The sequence below is a fragment of the Williamsia sp. D3 genome, assembly GCF_000506245.1.
Classification (GTDB): Bacteria; Actinomycetota; Actinomycetes; order Mycobacteriales; family Mycobacteriaceae; genus Williamsia; species Williamsia muralis.
In genome coordinates, this window is record NZ_AYTE01000047.1 from 54,526 (window position 1) to 75,859 (window position 21,334).

At 65.1% G+C, this 21,334-nt stretch carries 19 protein-coding genes and 2 pseudogenes; 13 read left to right on the forward strand and 8 right to left on the reverse strand.

The features are described 5' to 3' along the window. Positions 1 to 13: 13 nt before the first annotated feature. Positions 14 to 913 (forward strand): oxygenase MpaB family protein, encoded by a 900-nt coding sequence (locus W823_RS53545; protein WP_031333442.1) that lies wholly within the window; start codon positions 14 to 16, stop codon positions 911 to 913. Positions 914 to 923: 10 nt separating this feature from the next. Here the strand turns inward: W823_RS53545 and W823_RS57545 are convergent. The 3 genes and pseudogenes from W823_RS57545 to W823_RS53555 all read right to left on the reverse strand — a co-directional run bounded on the left by W823_RS57545 (position 924) and on the right by W823_RS53555 (position 4,378). Next, positions 924 to 2,152, reverse strand: a pseudogene (locus tag W823_RS57545) (CynX/NimT family MFS transporter). Further along, the gene (locus tag W823_RS53550) at positions 2,149 to 2,844 is read right to left on the reverse strand and encodes a FadR/GntR family transcriptional regulator (protein ID WP_023962561.1); all 696 of its coding nucleotides are present in this window, start codon (positions 2,842 to 2,844) and stop codon (positions 2,149 to 2,151) included. Before W823_RS53550 ends, W823_RS57545 begins: the two are co-directional and overlap by 4 nt. Before the next feature lie 73 nt (positions 2,845 to 2,917). Next, the gene (locus W823_RS53555) at positions 2,918 to 4,378 is read right to left on the reverse strand and encodes a CdaR family transcriptional regulator (protein WP_235189675.1); all 1,461 of its coding nucleotides are present in this window, start codon (positions 4,376 to 4,378) and stop codon (positions 2,918 to 2,920) included. A 52-nt stretch (positions 4,379 to 4,430) separates the two neighbouring features. Here W823_RS53555 and W823_RS53560 point away from each other — a divergent pair, with 52 nt between their 5' ends. The 9 genes and pseudogenes from W823_RS53560 to W823_RS53600 all read left to right on the forward strand — a co-directional run bounded on the left by W823_RS53560 (position 4,431) and on the right by W823_RS53600 (position 13,946). Then, positions 4,431 to 5,420 (forward strand): isopenicillin N synthase family oxygenase, encoded by a 990-nt coding sequence (locus tag W823_RS53560; protein WP_031333445.1) that lies wholly within the window; start codon positions 4,431 to 4,433, stop codon positions 5,418 to 5,420. Positions 5,421 to 5,601: 181 nt separating this feature from the next. Continuing rightward, positions 5,602 to 6,597 (forward strand): isopenicillin N synthase family oxygenase, encoded by a 996-nt coding sequence (locus tag W823_RS53565; protein WP_038254560.1) that lies wholly within the window; start codon positions 5,602 to 5,604, stop codon positions 6,595 to 6,597. After that, positions 6,597 to 6,872 carry a 2Fe-2S iron-sulfur cluster binding domain-containing protein gene (locus tag W823_RS53570; RefSeq protein WP_023962569.1) on the forward strand — a complete coding sequence of 92 codons (276 nt, stop codon included), beginning with the start codon at positions 6,597 to 6,599 and terminating at the stop codon, positions 6,870 to 6,872. Before W823_RS53565 ends, W823_RS53570 begins: the two co-directional genes overlap by 1 nt. 16 nt (positions 6,873 to 6,888) lie before the next feature. After that, positions 6,889 to 7,299, forward strand: coding sequence for a VOC family protein (locus W823_RS53575; RefSeq protein WP_023962572.1), 411 nt, complete (start codon positions 6,889 to 6,891; stop codon positions 7,297 to 7,299). Positions 7,300 to 7,386: 87 nt separating this feature from the next. After that, positions 7,387 to 8,706 (forward strand): uracil-xanthine permease family protein, encoded by a 1,320-nt coding sequence (locus W823_RS53580; RefSeq protein WP_023962574.1) that lies wholly within the window; start codon positions 7,387 to 7,389, stop codon positions 8,704 to 8,706. Continuing rightward, positions 8,706 to 10,127, forward strand: coding sequence for a dihydropyrimidinase (gene hydA / locus W823_RS53585; RefSeq protein ID WP_023962576.1), 1,422 nt, complete (start codon positions 8,706 to 8,708; stop codon positions 10,125 to 10,127). Before W823_RS53580 ends, hydA begins: the two co-directional genes overlap by 1 nt. 79 nt (positions 10,128 to 10,206) lie before the next feature. Beyond that, the gene (locus tag W823_RS53590; RefSeq protein WP_023962578.1) at positions 10,207 to 11,226 is read left to right on the forward strand and encodes a TIGR03842 family LLM class F420-dependent oxidoreductase; all 1,020 of its coding nucleotides are present in this window, start codon (positions 10,207 to 10,209) and stop codon (positions 11,224 to 11,226) included. A 25-nt stretch (positions 11,227 to 11,251) separates the two neighbouring features. Further along, positions 11,252 to 12,564: pseudogene (locus W823_RS53595) on the forward strand (M20 family metallo-hydrolase). Further along, a complete protein-coding gene (locus W823_RS53600) occupies positions 12,561 to 13,946 on the forward strand; it encodes an aspartate aminotransferase family protein (protein ID WP_023962579.1) in 1,386 nt (461 codons plus the stop codon). The pseudogene W823_RS53595 and the gene W823_RS53600 overlap by 4 nt, the downstream one beginning before the upstream one ends. Positions 13,947 to 14,004: 58 nt before the next feature. Here the strand turns inward: W823_RS53600 and W823_RS53605 are convergent, their stop codons facing one another. Next, a complete protein-coding gene (locus W823_RS53605) occupies positions 14,005 to 14,877 on the reverse strand; it encodes an aldo/keto reductase (protein ID WP_023962582.1) in 873 nt (290 codons plus the stop codon). 156 nt (positions 14,878 to 15,033) lie between these two features. On the opposite strand from W823_RS53605, the gene W823_RS53610 reads away from it, so the two are divergent. Next, on the forward strand, positions 15,034 to 15,492 hold the full coding sequence (locus tag W823_RS53610; protein ID WP_023962584.1) for an NUDIX domain-containing protein: 459 nt from the start codon (positions 15,034 to 15,036) through the stop codon (positions 15,490 to 15,492). Positions 15,493 to 15,513: 21 nt separating this feature from the next. On the opposite strand, the gene W823_RS53615 is transcribed toward W823_RS53610, so the two are convergent. After that, complete coding sequence (locus W823_RS53615; protein WP_235189676.1) at positions 15,514 to 16,014, reverse strand: MarR family winged helix-turn-helix transcriptional regulator; 501 nt, start codon at positions 16,012 to 16,014, stop codon at positions 15,514 to 15,516. A gap of 61 nt (positions 16,015 to 16,075) precedes the next feature. On the opposite strand from W823_RS53615, the gene W823_RS53620 reads away from it, so the two are divergent. After that, positions 16,076 to 17,185 carry an FUSC family protein gene (locus W823_RS53620; RefSeq protein WP_023962587.1) on the forward strand — a complete coding sequence of 370 codons (1,110 nt, stop codon included), beginning with the start codon at positions 16,076 to 16,078 and terminating at the stop codon, positions 17,183 to 17,185. A 16-nt stretch (positions 17,186 to 17,201) separates the two neighbouring features. Here W823_RS53620 and W823_RS53625 read toward each other — a convergent pair whose 3' ends face one another. Next, the gene (locus W823_RS53625; RefSeq protein ID WP_023962589.1) at positions 17,202 to 17,786 is read right to left on the reverse strand and encodes a TetR/AcrR family transcriptional regulator; all 585 of its coding nucleotides are present in this window, start codon (positions 17,784 to 17,786) and stop codon (positions 17,202 to 17,204) included. A 95-nt stretch (positions 17,787 to 17,881) separates the two neighbouring features. Between W823_RS53625 and W823_RS53630 the strand changes: the two genes are divergently transcribed. Further along, positions 17,882 to 19,021 (forward strand): acyl-CoA dehydrogenase family protein, encoded by a 1,140-nt coding sequence (locus tag W823_RS53630; protein ID WP_023962591.1) that lies wholly within the window; start codon positions 17,882 to 17,884, stop codon positions 19,019 to 19,021. A gap of 10 nt (positions 19,022 to 19,031) precedes the next feature. Here W823_RS53630 and W823_RS53635 read toward each other — a convergent pair whose 3' ends face one another. After that, positions 19,032 to 19,970 (reverse strand): ROK family protein, encoded by a 939-nt coding sequence (locus tag W823_RS53635; protein ID WP_023962593.1) that lies wholly within the window; start codon positions 19,968 to 19,970, stop codon positions 19,032 to 19,034. Positions 19,971 to 20,073: 103 nt separating this feature from the next. Then, the gene (locus W823_RS53640; RefSeq protein ID WP_023962595.1) at positions 20,074 to 21,252 is read right to left on the reverse strand and encodes a thiolase family protein; all 1,179 of its coding nucleotides are present in this window, start codon (positions 21,250 to 21,252) and stop codon (positions 20,074 to 20,076) included. Positions 21,253 to 21,334: the final 82 nt, after the last annotated feature.

The following is a 21,334-nucleotide window of genomic DNA, read 5'->3' on the forward strand; positions in this document are numbered from 1 at the left end:
CACAGGAGGCCTCATGAACCGGTACGCAGTGCGCACCAAGACCAGCCAGCTCGACCCCGAGAAAGACTTCGAGGAGATCAACCGCCTGCTGGCGACCATCGAGTTTCCTTGGGACATCAATCAGGCGTTGAGTTTTGCGCTGTTCCGGACGTATGCCGTCCCGTCGGTGGGGCAGCTGTTGTTCGACACCGGCGAGTTCACCGACAAAGTCCAGAAACGCTACGACGACACCACCCTGCTCCTCGACGGCGTGCTCGAACACGGACTCGACAGCGAGACCGGGCGGACGAGCATCCGCCGCATCAATCAGATGCACGGCGCCTACGACATCTCAAACGACGACATGCTCTATGTGTTGGCGACATTTGTGGTGACCCCGGTGCGCTGGATCGAGGACTACGGATGGCGACAGCTCAATCACAACGAGGTGGTGGCAGCCACGAACTACTATCGCCGTCTCGGAAACCTGATGGGGATCAAGCAGATCCCGGCCACCTACACCGAGTTCGCGCACTTCCTCGACGACTACGAGCAGAAGAAGTTCGCCTACAACGATGGTGCGCGCAAGGTCGCCGATTCGACGCTGGCCTTGATGACCACGTTCCCGCCGAACGACAAGGCCCCGGCCTGGCTGATCAACATCTTCGCGCGCTCGTTGATGGACGACGCCCTACTCGATGCATTCGGTTACCGGCATCCGCCGCGGGTTGTCCGTGCGGTGTCGCGTGCGGCGCTTCGGGCACGGGGCCGGATCATCCGGTGGTTCCCGATACGCAAGGCGCCGCTACATGCCCGCGACCTCCCGAACATCCGAACCTACCCTGATGGCTACGACGTCACCGCGCTCGGCACATTCCCCCGTGGATGCCCTGTGGCGCATGACCGGGTGGGCGCCGAGCCCGTGGCCAATTGACCCCGTTCCCTCAGGCTGGCATCTTGACGTCTTTTGCGGCGAGGAGAGCTGACAGCGCCTGAGGCACCAGGCAAGACTCAGCACGCCCATGGCCAGCGGCCACGAACCGCTGACGTCATGCAAGGCGCCGATGGCCAACGGGCCGGCTGCGGCGAGGCAGTAGCCCACGGCCTGTGCCATCCCCGATATCTGCCCGGTCTGGGCGGGACTCGAGCTGCGCAACACCATGAACAACAGCGCCAAACTGATCGACGCCCCCGGCCCGGCGGCCACACAGATCACCCAGAACGCGGTCCAGTGGTCGGTACCGATGAGTCCGGCGAATCCGACTGCACTCACCACGCACGCCATCAGGGTGATCACCCGCTGACCGCGGAAATGCCCGGCGATGATGGGAACCAGCAGCGACATGAGCAGCGCGACGGTCTGAGCCAGCGCCAACAAACCGCCGGCTGCGGACTTGGCCATGCCCCCATCGATCAGGTACTCGGGAAGCCACGCGGTGAACGTGTAGAAGATCAGCGATTGTGCACCCATGTAGATGGTGATGGCCCAGGCGATCTTGTTGCGCCACAACGAAGGAAGTGCGGGTCGGGCGCCCATCCGGTGCTTGCGAGAGAGTTGCGGAATCCACAGGACGAGCCCGACGACGGTCAGCAGCGACCACGACGCCAAGGCGATGCGCCACTGGTCATCGACCGCCGTGTAGATGGGAACCGTCAGGCCCGCTGCCAGGGCCGCGCCGCCGGACAGTGTCATCGAGTAGAGACCGGTCATCAAACCCGATCGGTGCGCGAAGTCCCGTTTGATCAATGCCGGTAGCACCACGTTGCAGATGCCGATCGCCACGCCGGCCAACGCCGATCCGGCAAAGAGCGCCGGGACCGAGGGAACGAGACGGAGCAGTATTGCACTGAGCAACAGGAGCATTGCGCCGAACACCGTGCGTTCGATACCGAACCGGCGGACGAGCCGCGGCGCGATCGGCGACACCAGTCCGAAAAACAACACCGGAAGGGTGGTCAGCAGCCCGGCCGTGGCACTGCTGAAGCCCTCAGAGGCCTTGATGTCGTCGACCAGGGGAGCGACGGCCACCACGGCAGGGCGTAAGTTCGCTGCCACCACCATGATCGCGAGGCCGGCGAAGATCGCCGCGGTGCGGCCGGGCCGTCGCGGGGACGTCGACGGCGGACCCACCGCGACAGCGGTACTGCCCGTATTCGTGAGAGGACCAGTCATGAGAGGACCTCGATCGAGCGGTCGAGGTAGCAGGCGACAGCCGCCTCTGCCGCCGCCGGGTCGCGATCCCGGATGGCTGCGACCACTTCGGCATGTCCGGTCGGATGTGGGTGTGATTGGGCGTCGGCCGCGATGACGGTCGCATGGGTGCGTGCCATCACCTCTGCGACTCCGGCATAGAGCTCACCGAGGAGCCCGTTGCCCGAGACCGTGATGATGGCGGTGTGAAAAGCGATGTCCGCGTTGATGTATCGATCGAGGTCTTCGGCGTCGAATGCCTCGCGCATCTCGGTCAGGAGTCGTTCGAGTTCCCGTACGTCATTGTCGTTCCTGGTGGACGCTGCCGAGCGGGCGGCTTCGCGCTCGAGGGCGCGTCGCACCTGGAGCAGCTCGAGGATCTCGGAGTTCTCCACGCACCGGCCGATGGCAGCGGCCATGAGATTGCGGCTGCGCACGTATGTACCATCGCCGCGCCGGGGCTCCAGGAAGCCTGAATGTTCCAAGGCGCGAACGGCTTCCCGTACCGTGTTGCGCCCGACGCCGAGCTGGGCCACCAAGTCTGGCTCGGCCGGGATCCTCGCGCCGACAGCCCACTCACCCGACCGGATCAACTCCTGTATGCGCTCCACGACGAGTTCGCTTGTACGTCTCGGCCGAGTGATGGACGCCGCCTCGGCGGATACCTGAGCCATCTCCGTTCGCATAAAAAGAACCTAACATCCCATGTTTAATAGCGCCGAGCGGCCCATGGTCGGAAAGGGCGGGCTATTCGCCTTCGACGTTGTTGTCCAGCGAGAACATCGACAGCGCCGTGAAAATCGTCAGCCGCCGCTCCGGTTCATTCATGAAAGGGCCGGTGATCTGCTCCATCCGGGCAATCCGGCTTCGGAGCGTGTTGGGGTGGATGTACAGCTCCCGTGCGGATTCGGTGATGTTGCAGTCGGTGGACCGCAGCACCCGCAGGATTCGCCGTTGATCGAGACCGTCCGGTGTCGGACCGGCAACCGAGCCCAGTGTCTCGGCGACAAAACTGCGGCGTGCGTGTTCGGGCAGTTGGTACAGCAGGCCGAGCACACCCAGGTCGCGGTATCTGGTCACCCGGTTGATCGCGCCGACGCGTCTGCCGACCGCCACGGCACGGCCGGCCTGCCGGAACGAACTCGGATAGCTGCGTGGATCGTCGACCTCGTCGCTGGCGCCGACCGCCAGTGGAACCTGCACCGACCGGTACAACGCACGGGCCAGGGCATCGAAATCGATTGTCGCACGGATCATCACGACCACGGTGCCAGAGTTGACGATGGTGATCGAGTCGGGATCGAAGCGCAGGGCCACGGGGGTCATCGCCGTTCTGAGCTGCTGCAGCCCGTTCAAGTCCACCGAGATGCCGAACGGTTCGATGCCCAGACAGACGACGCGATGGCGCGGGAACAGCGACAACCGCCGGCTCTTGCGCAAGCTCATCTCGCGCTGCACGAGGTCGTCGCCCAGGATGTGTTTGAGGTTGCGGGCGATTTCCGCGGCGGCTTCGTCGGTGGCTGTGTCGGCGAGCCTGGCGTGCAGGCGAAAGACGGGCGCGAGCGTCGACAGGATCAGGAGTTCGTCCGGCGTGAGGGCGTGGTCGCGGCGGACTTCCAGTACGGGTCCGCCCACCGACGCCGCAGACAATCGCACCGAGGTGACGTCTGGATCGGCCGTGCCCGCGACATCGGAGAGGTGTAGGTCGGCGCCGAGGAACCGGCCGAGACGGTCGAGCAGTTCGTCGAGGTCGTCGGCCGCGGCAAGGATGTCGTCGGGAACGGACGCAGCGCGTGGCCCGGTCTCGGAACGAACCTCGCCCGATTGCTGCAGCTGCCGTTCGAACGACACGACGAGATCGGCATGCGGCACCAGTGCGCTGTTCCACAGCAGGCACACACCCGCCCGCTCGGCGCGAGCCACCAGCTGCCGCGGCGGATTGACCGGGCGGATGGGGCTGACGAGTACTGCCACAGGTTTCTTCACCAGCACCGGGTCCAGGATCGGCAACAGATCTGGAAGCGGGCCGCTGGGCCGGGTGGGCTTCCATTCCACCGTCACAACGGCCTGGTCGAGCGTGAGGTGGTCCCGTGTATCGGCCAGGTCGATCACCGATGTGATCGAGGTGTTGATTCCGGCGGGCGAGGTGGCCATCTGGACGCCGGTGACCCCGGCGAGCCCGGCCGGTGTGGCTCTCCCGTTCGGCACGTCGATCCTCCTCTGGGAACCACACTGCAGGTTCGTCAGGCAGAGTAGTCGCGTGCTCGCCATCCCGCCGGTCGACCTGCTCGAAGCCTCCCGCGACCCCGAGTCGAGGGCGCGCCAGATCGAGCTGCTCGACACCGCTTGCTCCCGCACCGGCTACGCCTTGCTCACCGGTCACCGCATCCCGACCTCGTTGCTCACCGAGCTGTACAGCGTGAGCAGGCAGTTCTTCCTCTTGTCCGACGATGAGAAGGCAGCCGTGAGGCAGCCGGCGCCTGAGCAGGTTCGCGGCTGGACGGGACTCGGATCCGAGGGGATGGCCTACTCGCTCGACGAGGAATCGCACGGCGACCTCAAGGAGAAGATGGACATCGGCCCGGTGTCGGGCCCGACGGTGGGGCAGCCCGGCGCCAGCCCGATGGCCTATCCGAATCTGTGGCCGCGATTTCCCGAGCGGTTCCGAGCGGTGTGGGAGGACTACTACCGCCACATGCAGCGGGTCGGCGCCGAACTGCTGTCGCTGGCGGCAGAGGGGTTTGGTCTGCCGCCGGATCATTTCGCGCCGATGTTCGACACCGAGATGAGCATGCTCCGCGGGCTGTACTTTCCACCCCAACCCGAACCGCCGCTGGCCCACCAGGCACGCGCCGGCATCCACACGGACTACGGCGCGTTCACGGTGGTCTCCGCGGAGTCGTCGCCGGGAGGCCTTCAGGTGCTCGACCCCGACGGCGAATGGCTGGAGGTCACCACTACTCCGGCCACGCTGGTGGTGCTCACCGGTGACCTGCTCGCGGAATGGACCGGTGATCATTGGCCGGCCACCTTGCACCGCACGGCCAATCCGCCGCGGTCGGTGGCGTTCGACAGCTCGCGCCTGAGTTTCGCCTTCTACCAACACCCCAATTTTGATGTGTCGGTTGCGGCCTTACCTCCCTTTGCGGCATCCGATCCGACGGCCGTACCGGACCCACTGCGTGCCGGCGACCACCTTGCCGAGAAGTACGTACGGCAGACCACATTCGGCCGGCGCACCGCCGATTGACACCGATCGCGGTGTTACGTCTCGAGTGCGGCAGGAAACGTCCACGTAATCCACTGTTACGCATGTGTTTCCGATGTGGTGATGTGACAGGTGGCGGCGCGAACTATCGGTGATCGGTGCTCTTGTTGGCTGCATGCATCGCAAACAGACTTGAAGCAGACGACAAGTGAGGAGCCTGCAGATGTCTGTAGTACCGGTGATCGACATTTCCGCACTGCACGGAGACGACGACAACGCCAAGGCCGCGGTGGCGGCCGAACTCGACCATGCATGCCGGGAGATCGGGTTCTTCCAGATCACCAATCACGGAATCGACGCCCAGGTGATCGCCGACATGTACCGCACGTCCGACGAGTTCTTCTCGCTGCCCGAAGCCGAGAAGCGGCATGTCGCGCAGCCGAGCCCGGACACCGTGCGCGGTTACTCGTCCATCGGGGAGCAGGCGTTCTCCTACAGCGAGGATGTCCACCAGCCGCGTGACCTGCACGAGAAGTTCGACGTGGGCCCAGTCGACTTCGATCGCGACAACCCCTACTTCTCGGTGGAGAACGCAGGTCCGCACTTCCTGCCCAACCAGTGGCCGCAGCGTCCGGCGGAGATGGAACAAGCCTGGAGCACGTACTTTCGCGCGATGAACGACCTCTCCCGCAACCTGATGAGTGCCTTCGCCCGCGGACTCGGACTCGACCCCGACTACTTCGTCGACACCATCGACAAGGACATCAGCATGCTCCGGGCCATCAACTACCCGCACATGACCACACCGCCCCAGCCGGGTCAGATGCGCGCAGGCGCCCACACCGACTACGGCAGTCTGACCATCGTCAGGCAAGAAGAGGCGCCCGGTGGACTCGAGGTGTTCACCATGGACGGGGACTGGATCCCGGTGCCGGTTGTCCCGGGCGCACTGGTGGTCAACATCGGAGACCTGATGGCGCAGTGGACCAACGACCAGTGGACGTCCACCCGGCACCGCGTGCGCACGCCGCGGCCCGACGCGACCGGCGACACCCGCCGGATGTCCCTGGTGTTCTTCCACCAGCCGAACTACGACGCGATGATCGAATGCCTGCCCACCTGCCTCGCGCCGGGGGAGGAGCCGAAGTACCGGCCGATCAGCTCCGGTGACCACCTCACCGAAAAGTTTGCCAAGACGATCGCCCTCACGCCTCGCTGATGTCGGGCTCGAGCTTCGAGATCGAGCTGCGGCGCACCGGGCGGGTGGTGACGGTACCGGCCGACCGTTCCGCGTTGGCCGCGGTCCGCGACGTGGTGCCCACCGCCGAGTTCAACTGTCTCCAAGGCGAGTGCGGTGCTTGCGTGGCCACGGTGCTCGAAGGCGCCCCTGACCACCGCGACACCGTTCTGTCCGAGCGGGCAAAGGCCGCAGGCAAGCGAATCATCCTCTGCGTCAGCCGATCCCTCTCGGATCGACTGGTGATCGACCTCTGATCGAAAGGCCCCGACAATGACGACAACCAGCCTGTCGTTCGCCAGTGTGTTCAGCGCGGACATCGAGAAGCTCAGCACCTTCTACCGCAAGCTGCTCGGACTCGACGAGGTACTCGAGCTGCGCTCGGAGCACTTCCGGGGACTGCGCATCGGAGACACCATCCTGGGTTTCAGTGCCCCGACTGCCTATTCGATGCTCAATCTCGTTGCCCCGAGACATGATCAGGACGGGGTGAGCAGCTTTCTGACGTTCGAACTGCCCACCGATGCCGAGGTCGACGCCGTCACCGCGGCCGCGACGGCGGCCGGGGCAACCTGCGTGAAACAACCCGGCCGGACGTACTACGGGGCGTGGCAATCGGTACTGCTCGACCCCGACGGCAACGCCTTTCGGCTCAACCACCTGGCGCTCGAACAGCCTTCCTGACGTTCCATCCCGCCCCACCTCGACAGTGCCGTCGAATCATCAGATCCGCACGGGCGCAGGACTTCTCTGCGCCGAAAGGAAGCCCGCATGTCCATATTCGACTGGCAACTCAAAACCGGTGACGCCGTCGTGGCGCCCCACGAACGCCTCAGCTGGCCGCGCACCGTCGGCATCGGACTACAGCACGTGGTCGCGATGTTCGGCGCGACATTCCTGGTCCCGGTCCTCACCGGTTTCCCGCCGGCCACCACGCTGCTGTTCTCCGGTATCGGGACCATCCTCTTCCTCATCATCACGCGTAACCGGCTACCCAGCTACCTGGGTTCGAGCTTCGCGATCATCGCCCCCACGATCGCGGCCGGCGCCTCACACGGCCCGTCCGGTGCACTCGGCGGAATCGTTGTGGTCGGTGCGTTGCTGATGATCATCGGTGTGGTGGTCCACTTCGTCGGCATCGGCTGGATCGAAGCGTTGATGCCCCCGGTGGTGACTGGCGCGATCGTGGCACTGGTCGGTTTCAACCTGGCTCCCACAGCCAAGACCAACTTCGAAGAAGACGCCATCACCGCCTTCATCGTGCTTGTGCTGCTGCTGTTGTCGTTGGTGCTCTTTCGGGGATTGCTCGGTCGACTGGCGATCTTCACCAGCGTGGTGATCGGTTACTTCATCGCCCTGGCGCGCGACAAGGTCGACACCGATCCCATCGGTCAGGCGGATTGGTTCGGTCTGCCCGACTTCACCGCACCCACCTTCCACCTTTCGGTACTGCCGATGTTCATCCCGGTGGTGCTCGTTCTGGTCGTCGAGAACATCGGGCACGTCAAATCCATCAACACCATGACCGGCATCAACAACGACCACCGGATCGGGCGGGCGCTGGCGGCCGATGGCCTCGCGACCGTGCTGGCCGGTAGCGGTGGTGGTTCTGCCACCACGACGTACGCCGAGAACATCGGCGTCATGGCCGCAACCAAGGTGTATTCCACCGCGGCCTACTGGGTGGCAGGAGCCGCGGCCATCCTGCTCGGCCTCTCGCCGAAGGTGGGTGCGGTCATCGCGTCCATTCCGCCGGGTGTTCTCGGCGGTGTGACCACCGCGCTGTACGGCCTCGTCGGTATCCTCGGCGTCCACATCTGGGTCACCAACAAGGTGGACTTCTCCAAGCCCATCAATCAGTTCACCGCAGCAATCGCGCTAGTCATCGGCATCGCCGACTTCTCGTGGAAGATCGGCGATCTGAGTTTCGGTGGTATCGCTTTGGGCGCTATTTCAGCGGTGGTGATCTACCATGTGATGCGTCTGGTCGGTCAGTGGCGCGGCACCGTGGTGGTGGACGAACGAGTGCCTGCCACAACCGGGCCCACCGATCCCGAACGTCCGCACAGCGCGGAGAAGCAGGAGATCTGATGGCGATCACACTCATCCGCGGCGGCACGGTGGTGTCCTCGACCGGCAGACAACTCATCGACGTGTTGATCGACGGCGAGTCGATCGTCGCGCTCGTCGAACCGGGCGCCACTGCGCTGGGCGCCGATCTCTCCGCCACCGCTGACACCGTCATCGACGCAACCGGCAAGTACGTCATCCCCGGCGGTGTGGACGCGCACACCCATATGCAGATGCCATTCGGTGGCACCACCGCGTCGGACACCTTCGAAACGGGTACCCGTGCAGCGGCTTTCGGTGGCACCACCACCATCGTCGACTTCGCCATCCAGACACCCGGGGAGCGATTGCAGGACACCCTCGGCGCGTGGCATGACAAAGCGGCGGGCAACTGCGCGATCGATTACGGGTTCCATCAGATCATCGGCGATGTCAACGACGAATCCCTCTCGGCGATGAGCGAACTGGTGGCAGAAGGGGTTACCAGCTTCAAATTGTTCATGGCGTACCCGGGCGTCTACTACTCCGATGACGGCCAGATCTTGCGGGCGATGCAGAAGTCCGCCGACACCGGCGCACTGATGATGATGCACGCCGAGAACGGCATCGCCATCGACGAATTGGTGGCCCAGCACCTCAAGCGTGGAGAGACCTCCCCGTACTTCCACGGTGTCTCACGCCCGTGGCAGCTCGAGGAAGAGGCCACGCACCGGGCCATCATGCTCGCCGATGTCACCGGAGCGCCGCTCTACGTGGTGCACGTGTCCGCCCGGCAAGCACTCGAGCAGATCGCGACCGCACGTGGCAAGGGCGCCAACGTGTTCGCCGAGACATGCCCGCAATACCTGTACCTCTCGCTGGAGGAACAACTCGGCGCCGCGGGCTTCGAGGGTGCGAAGTGGGTGTGTTCGACGCCGTTGCGCTCACGTGCCGAGGGTCATCAGGACGAGCTGTGGAAGTTCATCCGGACCGGCGATGTGTCCGGTGTCGCGACCGACCACTGCCCGTTCTGCATGGTGGACCAGAAGGAGCTCGGAATCTCCGACTTCTCCAAGATCCCCAACGGAATCGGCGGTGTCGAACACCGGCTCGACCTCATGTACCAGGGTGTGGTCGACGGACGCATCAGCCTGGAGCGGTGGGTGGAGGTGTGTGCCACCACGCCGGCCCGGATGTTCGGGATGTACCCCCGCAAGGGAGTGATCTCCCCGGGCGCCGACGCGGACGTGGTGATCTATGACCCGGCGGGCCACACGAGCATCGGTCTGGGCAAAACGCACCACATGAACATGGACTACTCGGCCTGGGAGGGTTTCGAGATCGACGGCGCCGTGCAGACGGTGCTCTCCCGGGGCAAGGTCATCGTCGATCACGGTAACTACCTCGGTGCCAGGTCAGACGGGCGGTTCGTGCGCCGCGAGCTGTCACAGAACCTGCTCTGAGAAAGCGGCTCGCCGGCAATTCTTCCGACAGCGGTCCGGGTAATGGTCAACCACCGCACTCAACGATTGGAGACACCGCATGGATTTCGGTGTTGTCATGCAATGCAATCCGCCGGCATCGCGGGTGGTCGAACTGGCCGTCTCGGCCGAGAACCGTGGTTTCAGCCACGTGTGGACCTTCGACTCCCACGTGTTGTGGCAGGAGCCGAACGTGATCTACAGCCAGATCCTCGCGGCCACCCGCAATGTGATCGTCGGTCCGATGGTCACCAATCCGCTCACGCGGGACGCAACGGTGACCGCCTCGACGTTCGCCACGCTCAACTCGATGTTCGGAAATCGCACAGTGTGCGGTATCGGCCGGGGCGACTCGGCCGTGCGCGTGCTCTCAGGCAAGCCATCCACACTGGCGACTTTGCGCGAAAGCATCGATGTCATCAAGGAACTCGGCAACGGGCGTAGTGCCACGATCAACGGCACGTCTGTGCGCTTCCCTTGGGCGGGCAAATCGCGTCTCGACGTGTACGGCGCCGGGTACGGACCGAAGGCGCTCGAGATGATCGGTCAGGTCGCCGACGGGTTCATCCTGCAACTCGCCGATCCCGCCATCGTCCGATGGACGGTGGAACGGGTGAAGCAAGCAGCCGAGGCGGCGGGGCGTGATCCCGCGGCGGTATCGATCGTGGTTGCCGCCCCGGCCTACGTCGGAGACGATCTGGACCACCAACGCGATCAATGCCGCTGGTTCGGCGGAATGGTGGGAAACCACGTCGCAGACCTCGTCGACAAATACGGTGGTGACGGTGCGCAGGTACCGTCGGCCCTCACCGACTACATCAAGAACCGGCAGGGTTACGACTACAACGAACACGGCCGAGTGGGCAACAGCCACACCGCATTTGTGCCCGACGAGATCATCGATCGGTTCTGCATCCTCGGTCCACCGGAGCGTCACGTCGAGCGACTGGAGGAACTGCACGCCCTTGGTGTCGACCAGTTCGCCGTCTACCTTCAGCACGACGGTAAGGACTCCACACTCGACTCGTATGGCGAGACGATCATTCCCGCCCTCGCGCCCACAGTCGCTGCGCGGTCATGACCGGCGCGCACCAGAAAGGACCGTCATGACATCTTCCGAATCGCACGCCTCCGGGTCCGTTCGGGTCGAACCGACGCCGGCGTCCGACACCGCCTTCCTCGACGACTTCGCCACCATGTCGACCTTCGGTGCCACCACGGCGGGCGGCGTCGAACGACAGGCCGCGACAGCCGCCGACGCCGACAACCGGCGCTGGCTGGGCCGGTGGCTCACCGATCGTGGGTTCACCGTTCTCTATGACCGAGTCGGCAACATGTTCGGCCTCTACGAACTCGTACCGGGGGCGCCTACGTGCTCGCGGGTTCGCATCTGGACAGTCAGCCACGCGGCGGACGCTTCGACGGTGCGTACGGTGTGCTGGCCGCCGCCCACGCGATGGACAGGCTGCGCCGTCACTACACCGACCATCCGGAGCGAGCCTTGTACAACCTGGCGGTGATCAACTGGTTCAACGAGGAGGGCTCCCGTTTCAAGCCGTCGATGCAGGGCAGTGGCGTCTTCACCGGGAAGATCGCCCTTCAGACGGCCCTCGACACCACCGACGCCGACGGGACCACCGTGGCGCAGGCGTTGGGCGCGTGGGACATGCTCGGCGACAGCGACGTCTTCACCGTCGGTGACCACCACACCGCCGGCGGCCGCGCTGTCGCGTCGTACGCCGAGATCCACATCGAGCAGGGCCGCGAGCTGGACAAGGCCGGTGTGCTGATGGGTGTGGTGCCCTCCACCTGGGGAGCCAACAAATACGAGATCTCGGTGCTGGGCGCTCAATCCCATACCGGGGCCACCGCCATCGCCGACCGTCAGGATGCCCTGTACGGAGCAGCGAAAGTGGTTGTGGCACTGCGCGAACTCGCCGATGAATATGGTGATGACCTGCACACGTCCTGTGGTCAGCTGACCGTGTACCCCAACTCGCCGGTGGTGGTCGCCCGCGAGGTGGACATGCATCTCGACCTGCGGTCGCCGTCCGATGAGTTGCTCGAGGAGGCCGACGCCAAGTTGACCCGGGCGTTCGCCGAGATCGAGGTGGCCGCCGACGTCAAGATCGAGCGACGATTTGCACACACCTGGAAAGGCCATACCTATCAGCCCGAAGGTGTCAGTTTGGCCGAAGAGGTGATCGATGCCCTGGGGCACAGCCACATGCAGGTGCGCACCCGTGCAGGCCACGACTCGACCAACATGAAGGACGTTGTTCCCACCGTGATGTTGTTCATCCCGAGCGTCGACGGGGTATCCCACGCCGAGAACGAATTCACGCACGACGGCGATCTCACCGCGGGGGTCGACGTGCTGACCGAGACCGTGGCGCGGATGGTGGAAGGCAAACTGTGACCGATACGTTCGAGAACACACCGTTCGGGGGCCAGGACGCATTCGACGAGGCACGCGAGGCCGGCCGCCGTGCCCACGAACTCGACCGCGCCCACGTCTTCCATTCATGGTCGGCGCAGGCCCAGATCTCACCGATGACGATCCTCGCGGCGTCGGGTTCACACATCTGGGACGGCGATGGCAACCGGCTGCTGGACTTCTCCTCGCAGATGGTGAACACCAATGTGGGACACCAGCATCCGAGAGTGGTCGAGGCCATCGCCGAACAAGCGCGGACGCTCTGCACCATCGCACCCCAGCACGTCAACGTGGCACGGTCCGAAGCTGCACGCCTGATCGCCGAACGCACCCCCGGTGACCTCGACCGCATCTTCTTCACCAACGGCGGCGCGGATGCCGTCGAACATGCGGTGCGGATGGCGCGACTGCACACCGGACGGCGCAAGGTGCTGACCCGCTTCCGGTCCTATCACGGCGGCACCGACACCGCGATCAACATGACCGGCGACCCACGTCGCTGGCCGAACGACTACGGCGCCGCGGGAGTGGTCCACTTCTTCGGCCCGTTCCTGTACCGCACGCAGTTCCACTCGGTCGACGAGCAGCAGGAGTGTGAGCGCGCGCTCGAACACCTCGAGGCCGTCATCTCCATGGAGGGTCCTCAGACCATCGCCGCGATCGTCCTCGAACCGGTGCCCGGAACCGCGGGGATCATGGTCCCACCGCCTGGGTACTTGGCCGGTGTGCGTGAACTCTGCGACCGGTTCGGCATCGTGATGATCGCCGACGAGGTGATGGCGGGGTTCGGCCGGACGGGGGAGTGGTTCTCCATCAACCACTCCGGAGTGGTGCCCGACCTCATCACGTTCGCCAAAGGTGTGAACTCGGGGTACGTGCCGCTCGGCGGTGTCGCGATCAGCGGTGCGATCGCCGAGACGTTCGCCGACCGGGTGTACCCGGGCGGGTTGACCTATTCCGGCCATCCGTTGGCGACAGCCGCAGCGGTCGCGACCATCAACGCGATGACCGAGGAGGGCATCGTCGAGAATGCAGCGGCCATCGGACGCGACGTCCTCGGGCCCGGGCTGGCCGAGCTGGCGGCACGACACCGCAGCGTCGGCGAGGTGCGTGGGATCGGCGTTTTCTGGGCGGTGGAGCTGGTCAAAGACCAGGGCACCCGAGAACCGTTGGCGCCGTACGGTTCCACCAGCGCAGCCATGAACGACGTCATAAGTGCGTGCAAGAAGGGTGGACTGTTGCCGTTCGCCAACTTCAACCGCCTGCACATGGTTCCCCCGTGCACGGTGAGCCCGACCGAGGTCGTCGAAGGCCTGGAGATCCTCGACGCCGCGCTCACCGTCGCCGACGCGCTGGTCGGCTGACGGCGAGCGGCCGGTCAAAATCGGCTGGTGTGCTGTCCGGCGTCGTTACGCGGTCCGCTTACTCCTCGACAGCGGCGGTGAGTGCATTGATGTCGTCCTCGGACAACTCGATACCGGCCGCGGCCATGTTGTCTTCCAGGTGGTCGACGCTGGACGTCCCCGGGATGGGCAGTATCACAGGCGATTTCGCGAGCAACCAGGCGAGCGCGAGCTGCGAGGGGGTGGCTTGCTTCTGTTCGGCGATGGCGGCGAGCTTGCTGCCGGGGCCGGCGAGTTCGCCGGTGGCGAGCGGGAACCAGGGGATGAAGCCGATGTTCTCGGCCGTGCAGTGGTCCAGCAGCGCTTCCGCACTCCGGTTGGCCAGGTTGTACAGGTTCTGAACGGTCGCGATCTCGGCGATCTTCTGTGCCTCGATCAACTGGTCGACGTTGATCTCGGAGAGGCCGATCTGATTGATCTTGCCCTCCTCCTGCAGCAGCTTCAGTTCGCCGATCTGGTCGGCGAGATCGACTTTCGGATCGATGCGGTGCAGCTGGAACAGAGGGATCCGCTCGATGTCGAGGATGCGCAGACTCATCTCGGCCTGCTGGCGTAGGTATTCGGGCCTGCCGACCGGCCGCCAGTCACCCGGGCCGCTGCGCGTCAGGCCCGCCTTGGTCGCGATGACGAGGTCATCGGCATAGGGGTGGAGGGCTTGCCTGATCAGCGGTTCCGCGATCGCCGGGCCGTAGGAGTCGGCGGTGTCGATGAGGTTGACCCCGAGATCCACGGCTCGACGCAACACCTTCACGGCTTCTTCGGGGTTCGCGGGCGGTCCCCACACGCCGGGCCCGGTCAACTGCATCGTTCCGTAGCCGAGTCTGTTGACATTCAAGGATCCGCCGATGGCGAATTGTCCGGATTGCTGTGCGGCTGTGGTGTTGCTGGTCATAGAGGCACTCCCGATTGGAGATCGAAGACTGGATTGAACGGGTCATTTCACGGTAGACCCGATCGGCGCGGGGCGCTTCTGGGGTTCATGGCGCCCGGGGTGTCGCGGGCTAGCCTGGTGCTCTGACGTCCGAACGAACACCGTGAAGGGATCCGAGTGCCGAAGCTCAGTGCCGGGATCATGCTGTACCGCAGTCGTGATGGACGCATCGAGGTGCTGATCGCGCACCCTGGTGGTCCGTTCTGGGCCCGCAAAGACGAAGCGGCGTGGTCCATCCCGAAAGGGGAGTACACCGAGGAGGAAGAGCCCCTGGACGCCGCTCGCCGGGAGTTCCGCGAAGAGCTCGGTCTGGACGTACCCGGCGGTGAGGTCGCAGAACTCGGGGTGATCAAACAGTCGGGTGGAAAGATCGTCACCGCGTTCGCGATCGGGGCCGACCTCGACATCACCGGCGCGGTGAGCAATGAGTTCGAGATGGAATGGCCGCCGCGGTCGGGGACGATGAAGTCGTTTCCCGAAGTCGACCGGGTTGCCTGGTTCGACGTGGAGACCGCGCGCGTGAAATTGCTCAAGGGGCAACGCCCGTTCCTCGATCGGCTGCTCGATCTGCTCTGAGAATGCGAATTGCGGCGGAATTCAGTCCGGCATGGCGCGCGACACCTTGCGCAGCAGCTGAACAAGAGTGGCGCGCTCTTTCGCGTTGAGTCCGGCGAGCACCGCGGTGTCTCGGGCCAGTCGCCTCGGGAACTGGGCGTGGACCAATTCTCGGCCGGTGTCGGTCAGCTCCAGCAACACCACCCGGCCGTCACGGTCGGATTTCCTGCGCGCCAGTAGGCCGAGTTCGGCGAGGCGCTCGGTGAGTTTGGTGATGGATGCGCCGCTGAGCTTTGTCGTCGACACCACCTCGCTGGCACGCAGCGGGCGGTCGGCGCGGGCCAGTGCGCCCAGGATGTCGAACTCCGACCGGGTGATGGCATGGGCGTCCAGATCGCGGTCGAGTTGGTGGGCGAGGACCGACGAGATCCGGTTGATCCGTCCGATCACTTCCACGGGTTCGGTGTCGAGATCGGGATATGTCCTGGCCCATTCCTGCCGAACCCGCTCGACGACGTCCGACGGCTCATTCTCTTCGACCACCGGCACAGCTTATCGGCCCCAGGTATTTAGTTCACTAGTAAAATAGTGATAAATTACTTTGGTGCCTCTTACCGTTCCCGTCATCGACCGTGTCCACCGGAGCAGGTCGGCGCTGCTGCACTCGGTTGATCCGCAGACCTGGCGGTCCGCCGTGGTCACCGTCGAGACCGGCAACACTGCGATTGCTTCGGCAGTCCGGGTGGGACTGGCGGTGGCCTTGGTGCTGGTTGTCGGTGGGCTCACGGGCCACCGAGACGTCGCGGGATTCGCCGCGCTGGGTGCCCTCACCTCGGCCTTCTGTCGCCCCGATCCTTTTCGGCTTCGTCTGCCCCGACTGGTGGTGACGGGGGTGATGGTCACCGGGTACGTCGCATTCGGTGCGGCGCTGGGGGCAGCGGGGGTATCTCTCGCCGGAGAGGTGGTGGCCATCGCACTCGCCGCAGGTTTCGCCGCGCTGATACTGGGAGCGTTACGGGTGGTCGGCCCCGGCCCGGTCGTGATGGTCTTCGCTGCGGCTGGCGCCGCAGATTTTGCCGACAGCGCCGACGACGTCTGGAAAGCGTCGACCGCCGCGGTGATCGGCGCGGTGGTGGGCGTGGTCGCCTCGCTTGCGCCGTGGCTTGTGATGTGGGTTCGGCGTGAACGTCCACAGCCCCACCCGTCACCCGCTCGCGCCTCCCTGGTTCAGGAGTTGAATCGGATCGGGGACACGGAGCTGCTGTCGCGGTCGCTTCGGATCGTCGTGGCCGGCGGTGTCGCGGCCGGCATCGTCGCGGCGGCCGGTCTGCAGCATCCGATGTGGGCGGCCATGGGTGCCGTTGCCACGCTGCAGGGCGTCAACTACCACCTGACCGTCACCAGGGGAGTCCAGCGACTGCTCGGGAACGTCGGGGGCGCTGCGATCGCCGCTGGATTGCTGGCACTGCCGATCGGCTACTGGGGCGCGGTTGTTCTCATCGCCGTTCTGCAAGTGCTCGCCGAGACACTGGTCACCGTCAATTACGCACTGTGTTCGCTACTGGTCACGCCGATGGCGCTGATGCTGACCGCTCTCGGCGCCGGACTTGCGCCCGAGGTCGCCGTCGACCGGGTGCTGGACACTGCGGTCGGAGTGGTGATCGCGGTTGTGCTGGCTGCGTTCACCATCGCCCACCACGACGCCACCGTCTGATCAGCGCCAGCGCAGATCAACGCCCGATTCCCTCGGTCAGGAGGTGGGCGAGTTCGAGGTACGCCTGAGAATCATCAAGCCCGACAGCAGCTTTCACGCCCCGCTGCTGGATTCGAACCATCGCCGAGGTGGCGACATCGGCGACGAAGTCGGCGTGCACATCACGTACGTCCCCGGTGGCAACCCCTTCGTTGATGAGTTCGCGGACTCGGCCCGCGGCGGCACGCGTGTTCTGCTCGTACAGTTCTCGAGCCGGCGCGAAGGCGGCGAGATCTTCCATGAAGGTCTCACTCGCGCGGCTGAGCGCCGCTCCCACGGCGGTGAGGTACGCGGTCAACCGCGCCTTGGTGCCGGTGATGCCGACCAGTGCTTGTTCCACCTCGGCCGTGGCCGACCGGAAGAAGTCGACGGTGACCGCTCGCACCAGATCGTCCTTGCTGCCCGCGAGTGTGTAGAGGGTGGATTTGGAGCAGCGTAGTTGCGCGGCGATCTGGTCCAGCGTGAGATGCGCGAAACCGTCGGCGAGGAACAGTGCCGCCAGTTCGTGGAACAACTCGGCGCGGCGGGCGGTGGCGTGGGTCGGCGCAGCGGGTGTGGCCATGCGTCGATAGTACTGGCGAAGTGAATCTAGTACTGTCGGCAGTACTCAAGCGCGGCTTCCAGTACTGTCGCGCCCGTCCGACCGAGGAGACACCCATGCCCGTGGACCGGCTGCTGCCCACCGACGAAGCCCGCGACCTGGTGCAATTGGCAGGCGATGTCGCCGACAAGACCCTCAAGCCGATCGCCGATGAGTACGAGAAGGCCGAGAAGTACCCGGCTGAGGCATTCACGGTGCTGGGACAGACCGGGCTGCTGAGCCTTCCGTACCCCGAGGAGTGGGGTGGTGGCGGCCAGCCGTACGAGGTCTACCTGCAGGTGCTCGAGGAGATCGCCGCCAGATGGGCGGCAGTTGCCGTCGCGGTGAGCGTGCACTCGCTGGCCTGTCATCCCTTGATGGCGTTCGGAACCGACGAGCAGAAGAAGCGATGGCTGCCAGGAATGCTCAGCGGCGATCAGATCGGGGCGTACAGCCTGTCGGAGCCGCAGGCCGGATCAGATGCGGCAGCGCTCAACTGCAAGGCGGTGGTCGCTGACGGGGGCTACCGGATCACCGGCGCGAAGGCGTGGATCACACACGGCGGGATCGCCGACTTCTACAACCTCTTCGCGCGTACCGGCGAGGGTTCCAAAGGAATCTCCTGCTTCCTCGTCCCGGACGGCACCGACGGACTGACCTTCGGCAAACCCGAAGAGAAGATGGGCCTCTCGGCCGTTCCGACCACGTCGGCGCACTACGATTCCGCCTTCATCCCGGAGGAGCGGCGCATCGGCGCGGAGGGCCAGGGGCTGCAGATCGCCTTCAGTGCACTCGATTCCGGACGGTTGGGTATCGCTGCGGTGGCAGTCGGAATCGCCCAGGCGGCGCTTGATGAGGCGGTGGCGTACGCGAAAGAACGAAAGACATTCGGCAAGAAGATCATCGACCACCAAGGGCTCGGGTTCCTCCTGGCAGACATGGCTGCAGCGGTCGACTCGGCCCGGGCGACATACCTGGATGCAGCGCGGCGCCGCGATGCCGGGTTGCCGTACTCGCGCAACGCATCGGTGGCCAAGCTGGTCGCCACCGATGCGGCGATGAAGGTGACCACCGATGCCGTTCAGGTGTTCGGCGGCTACGGCTATACCAAGGACTTCCGGGTCGAACGGTTGATGCGCGAGGCCAAGATCACACAGATCTTCGAGGGCACCAACCAGATTCAGCGGCTGGTGATCAGTCGGTCGCTGGCAGGTTGATCCGCCGGGTTCACGGAAGTCCGACCATGTCGCGCCGGTAGATCAGCGCCGCTGCCCCGGCGAGCGGCGCGTCTTCCGGCAGTCCGGCGTCCAGGATCTTGACCCGCGAGATGTATTGCAGCGGATGGCGATTGACCACCGATTGGATCAGCGGCAGCAGATCGGGAGTCACTCGCGAGAATCCGCCGCCGATGGCCACGGTATCGAGCTCGACCAGCGCCGCGGCACTGCAGATCGCCTGGCCCACAGCCTCTGATACCCGGAGCACCGCGCTGTAGGCGATGTCGTCGCCGTCGCGATATGACGCGGCCAGGTCTTCTCCCGACTCGCCGGTCCACCCCTGAGCGCGGGCCCACGCCACCGCATGGGGTCCGGATGCCACCGACTCGAGGGTTGTCCGGCTGCCGATGCTGACCTCGCCCGTGAACCCTGACACCTGAATCTGTCCGATATGGCCGCTGTTGCCGGCGAGCACACGACCGTCGACGATGAAACCCCCGCCGATACCGGTGGAGAGCACCATGCCCATCAGATTGCGGGCACCGATCGCGTTGCCGAGCCACTGCGCAGCCAACACGATCGCCACGCCGTCGCGATGCAGGTGAACGGGGATGTCGCGCAGCGGATCCGGGAGACGATCGCTGATCAGTTGTCGAAGTGGATGACGACGCCACCGGGGCAGGTTGATGGGGGAGACGGTCCCGTTGTCCTCGTCGACGGGCCCTGCGGCGGCAATGCCCACGCCGACCACCCGTGTACCGGCCGGAATCTGCGCGAGTGCAGTGTCGACGACGCGCACAACGCTTTCTTCGAGTTCGGAGCTGGTGGCATCGGGCCCGGTGGGTGCGCGATTGCGTCCCGCCTCGAACACCTGCCCGGAGGAATCGACCCACGCGGCTTCGACCTTGGTTCCACCGAAGTCGACGGCGAGGACAACATCATCGGACACCCGTCCCAGCCTAGTGTGCGGGTCACCCGCACGGTCCAGTTGCGCAAAGACGCGCCACCCAGGTGGGGGTGGCGCGTCATGCGTTGATGGTCGACAACCGAGTTCAGAGCCGTTCGATGATCGTCGCGTTGGCGAGCCCACCGGCCTCACACATCGTCTGCAGTCCGTAGCGGCCGCCGGTCTGCTCGAGTGCGTTGACCAGGGTTGTCATGATGCGTGCTCCGCTGGCCCCGAGGGGATGGCCGAGTGCGATCGCGCCGCCGTTGACGTTGGTCTTGCCGAGATCGGCCCCCGTGTCCTTGGCCCAGGCCAGCACCACGGGTGCGAAGGCTTCGTTGACCTCGAACAGATCGATGTCCGAGATCTGCAGACCCGCTCTCTTGAGGACCTTCTGCGTCGCTGGTATGACACCCGTGAGCATGTAGATCGGGTCGGAGCCCACCACGGAGAAGCTGTGCAATCGGGCCAGCGGCCGCAGGCCCAGTTCCTTGGCCTTGGCGCTGCTCATGATCAGTACCGCGGCGCTGCCATCGGAGAGTGGGCTCGAGTTCGCCGCCGTGATCCGCCAGTCGATCTGCGGGAACCGTTCTTTCATGGCCGGGTTGTAGAACGCGGCCTTGAGTCCGGCCAATTGCTCAACGGTGCCGCCGGGTCGGATCATCTCGTCGGTCGACACGCCCGCGAGGGGAGCGATCTCTCGCTCGAATCGGCCGGCCTTGGTGGCCTCGGCGGCCTTCTCGTGGCTGGCGATCGAGAACTCGTCGAGCTCGGTGCGCGAGAAACCCCAGTCCGCCGCGATCAGTTCTGCGCTGTACCCCTGGGGGATGAACCCTTCTGGGTAGCGGCGCAAGAGCGCTTCACCGAATGGGTTTGCCCCGTCTCGGACATCGGACAACATCGGTACGCGGCTCATCGACTCCACGCCCGCGGCGACCACGATGTCCTGCACACCAGACATCACGGCCTGTGCTGCGAAGGAGATGGCCTGCTGGCTCGACCCGCATTGGCGGTTCACGGTGGTGGCCGGAACGGTCTCGGGGAAGCCCGCGGCGAGCACCGCATTGCGGCTGATGTTCTGGCCCTGCTCGTCGGCCTGTGTGACGTTTCCGGTGATCACGTCGTCGATCAGGGCCGGATCGATGCCGGTCTGTTCCACCAGGGACGTGAGGCTGTGGGCCAACATGTCCACCGGATGCACGCCGTGGAGCGCACCGTTTGATTTGCCCTTACCGATCGGGGTCCTGACTGCCCCGACGATGACAGCGTCGACGATCGAACTCATTGCGGCCTCCTGTTGTCTGACTATGGTCTATATAAGTCAGGTATACCCCTGGATATTCCGGGTTGTAAACCCTCCGACGGTG

What these genes read in the sequence shown, in the direction of transcription:
- W823_RS53545 (WP_031333442.1), top strand. Translation starts at nt 14, where the DNA reads ATGAACCGGTACGCAGTGCGCACCAAGACCAGCCAGCTCGACCCCGAG.
- W823_RS53550 (WP_023962561.1), bottom strand. Translation starts at nt 2,844, where the DNA reads ATGGCTCAGGTATCCGCCGAGGCGGCGTCCATCACTCGGCCGAGACGT.
- W823_RS53565 (WP_038254560.1), top strand. Translation starts at nt 5,602, where the DNA reads ATGTCTGTAGTACCGGTGATCGACATTTCCGCACTGCACGGAGACGAC.
- W823_RS53570 (WP_023962569.1), top strand. Translation starts at nt 6,597, where the DNA reads ATGTCGGGCTCGAGCTTCGAGATCGAGCTGCGGCGCACCGGGCGGGTG.
- W823_RS53575 (WP_023962572.1), top strand. Translation starts at nt 6,889, where the DNA reads ATGACGACAACCAGCCTGTCGTTCGCCAGTGTGTTCAGCGCGGACATC.
- W823_RS53580 (WP_023962574.1), top strand. Translation starts at nt 7,387, where the DNA reads ATGTCCATATTCGACTGGCAACTCAAAACCGGTGACGCCGTCGTGGCG.
- hydA (WP_023962576.1), top strand. Translation starts at nt 8,706, where the DNA reads ATGGCGATCACACTCATCCGCGGCGGCACGGTGGTGTCCTCGACCGGC.
- W823_RS53590 (WP_023962578.1), top strand. Translation starts at nt 10,207, where the DNA reads ATGGATTTCGGTGTTGTCATGCAATGCAATCCGCCGGCATCGCGGGTG.
- W823_RS53605 (WP_023962582.1), bottom strand. Translation starts at nt 14,877, where the DNA reads ATGACCAGCAACACCACAGCCGCACAGCAATCCGGACAATTCGCCATC.
- W823_RS53625 (WP_023962589.1), bottom strand. Translation starts at nt 17,786, where the DNA reads ATGGCCACACCCGCTGCGCCGACCCACGCCACCGCCCGCCGCGCCGAG.
- W823_RS53630 (WP_023962591.1), top strand. Translation starts at nt 17,882, where the DNA reads ATGCCCGTGGACCGGCTGCTGCCCACCGACGAAGCCCGCGACCTGGTG.
- W823_RS53640 (WP_023962595.1), bottom strand. Translation starts at nt 21,252, where the DNA reads ATGAGTTCGATCGTCGACGCTGTCATCGTCGGGGCAGTCAGGACCCCG.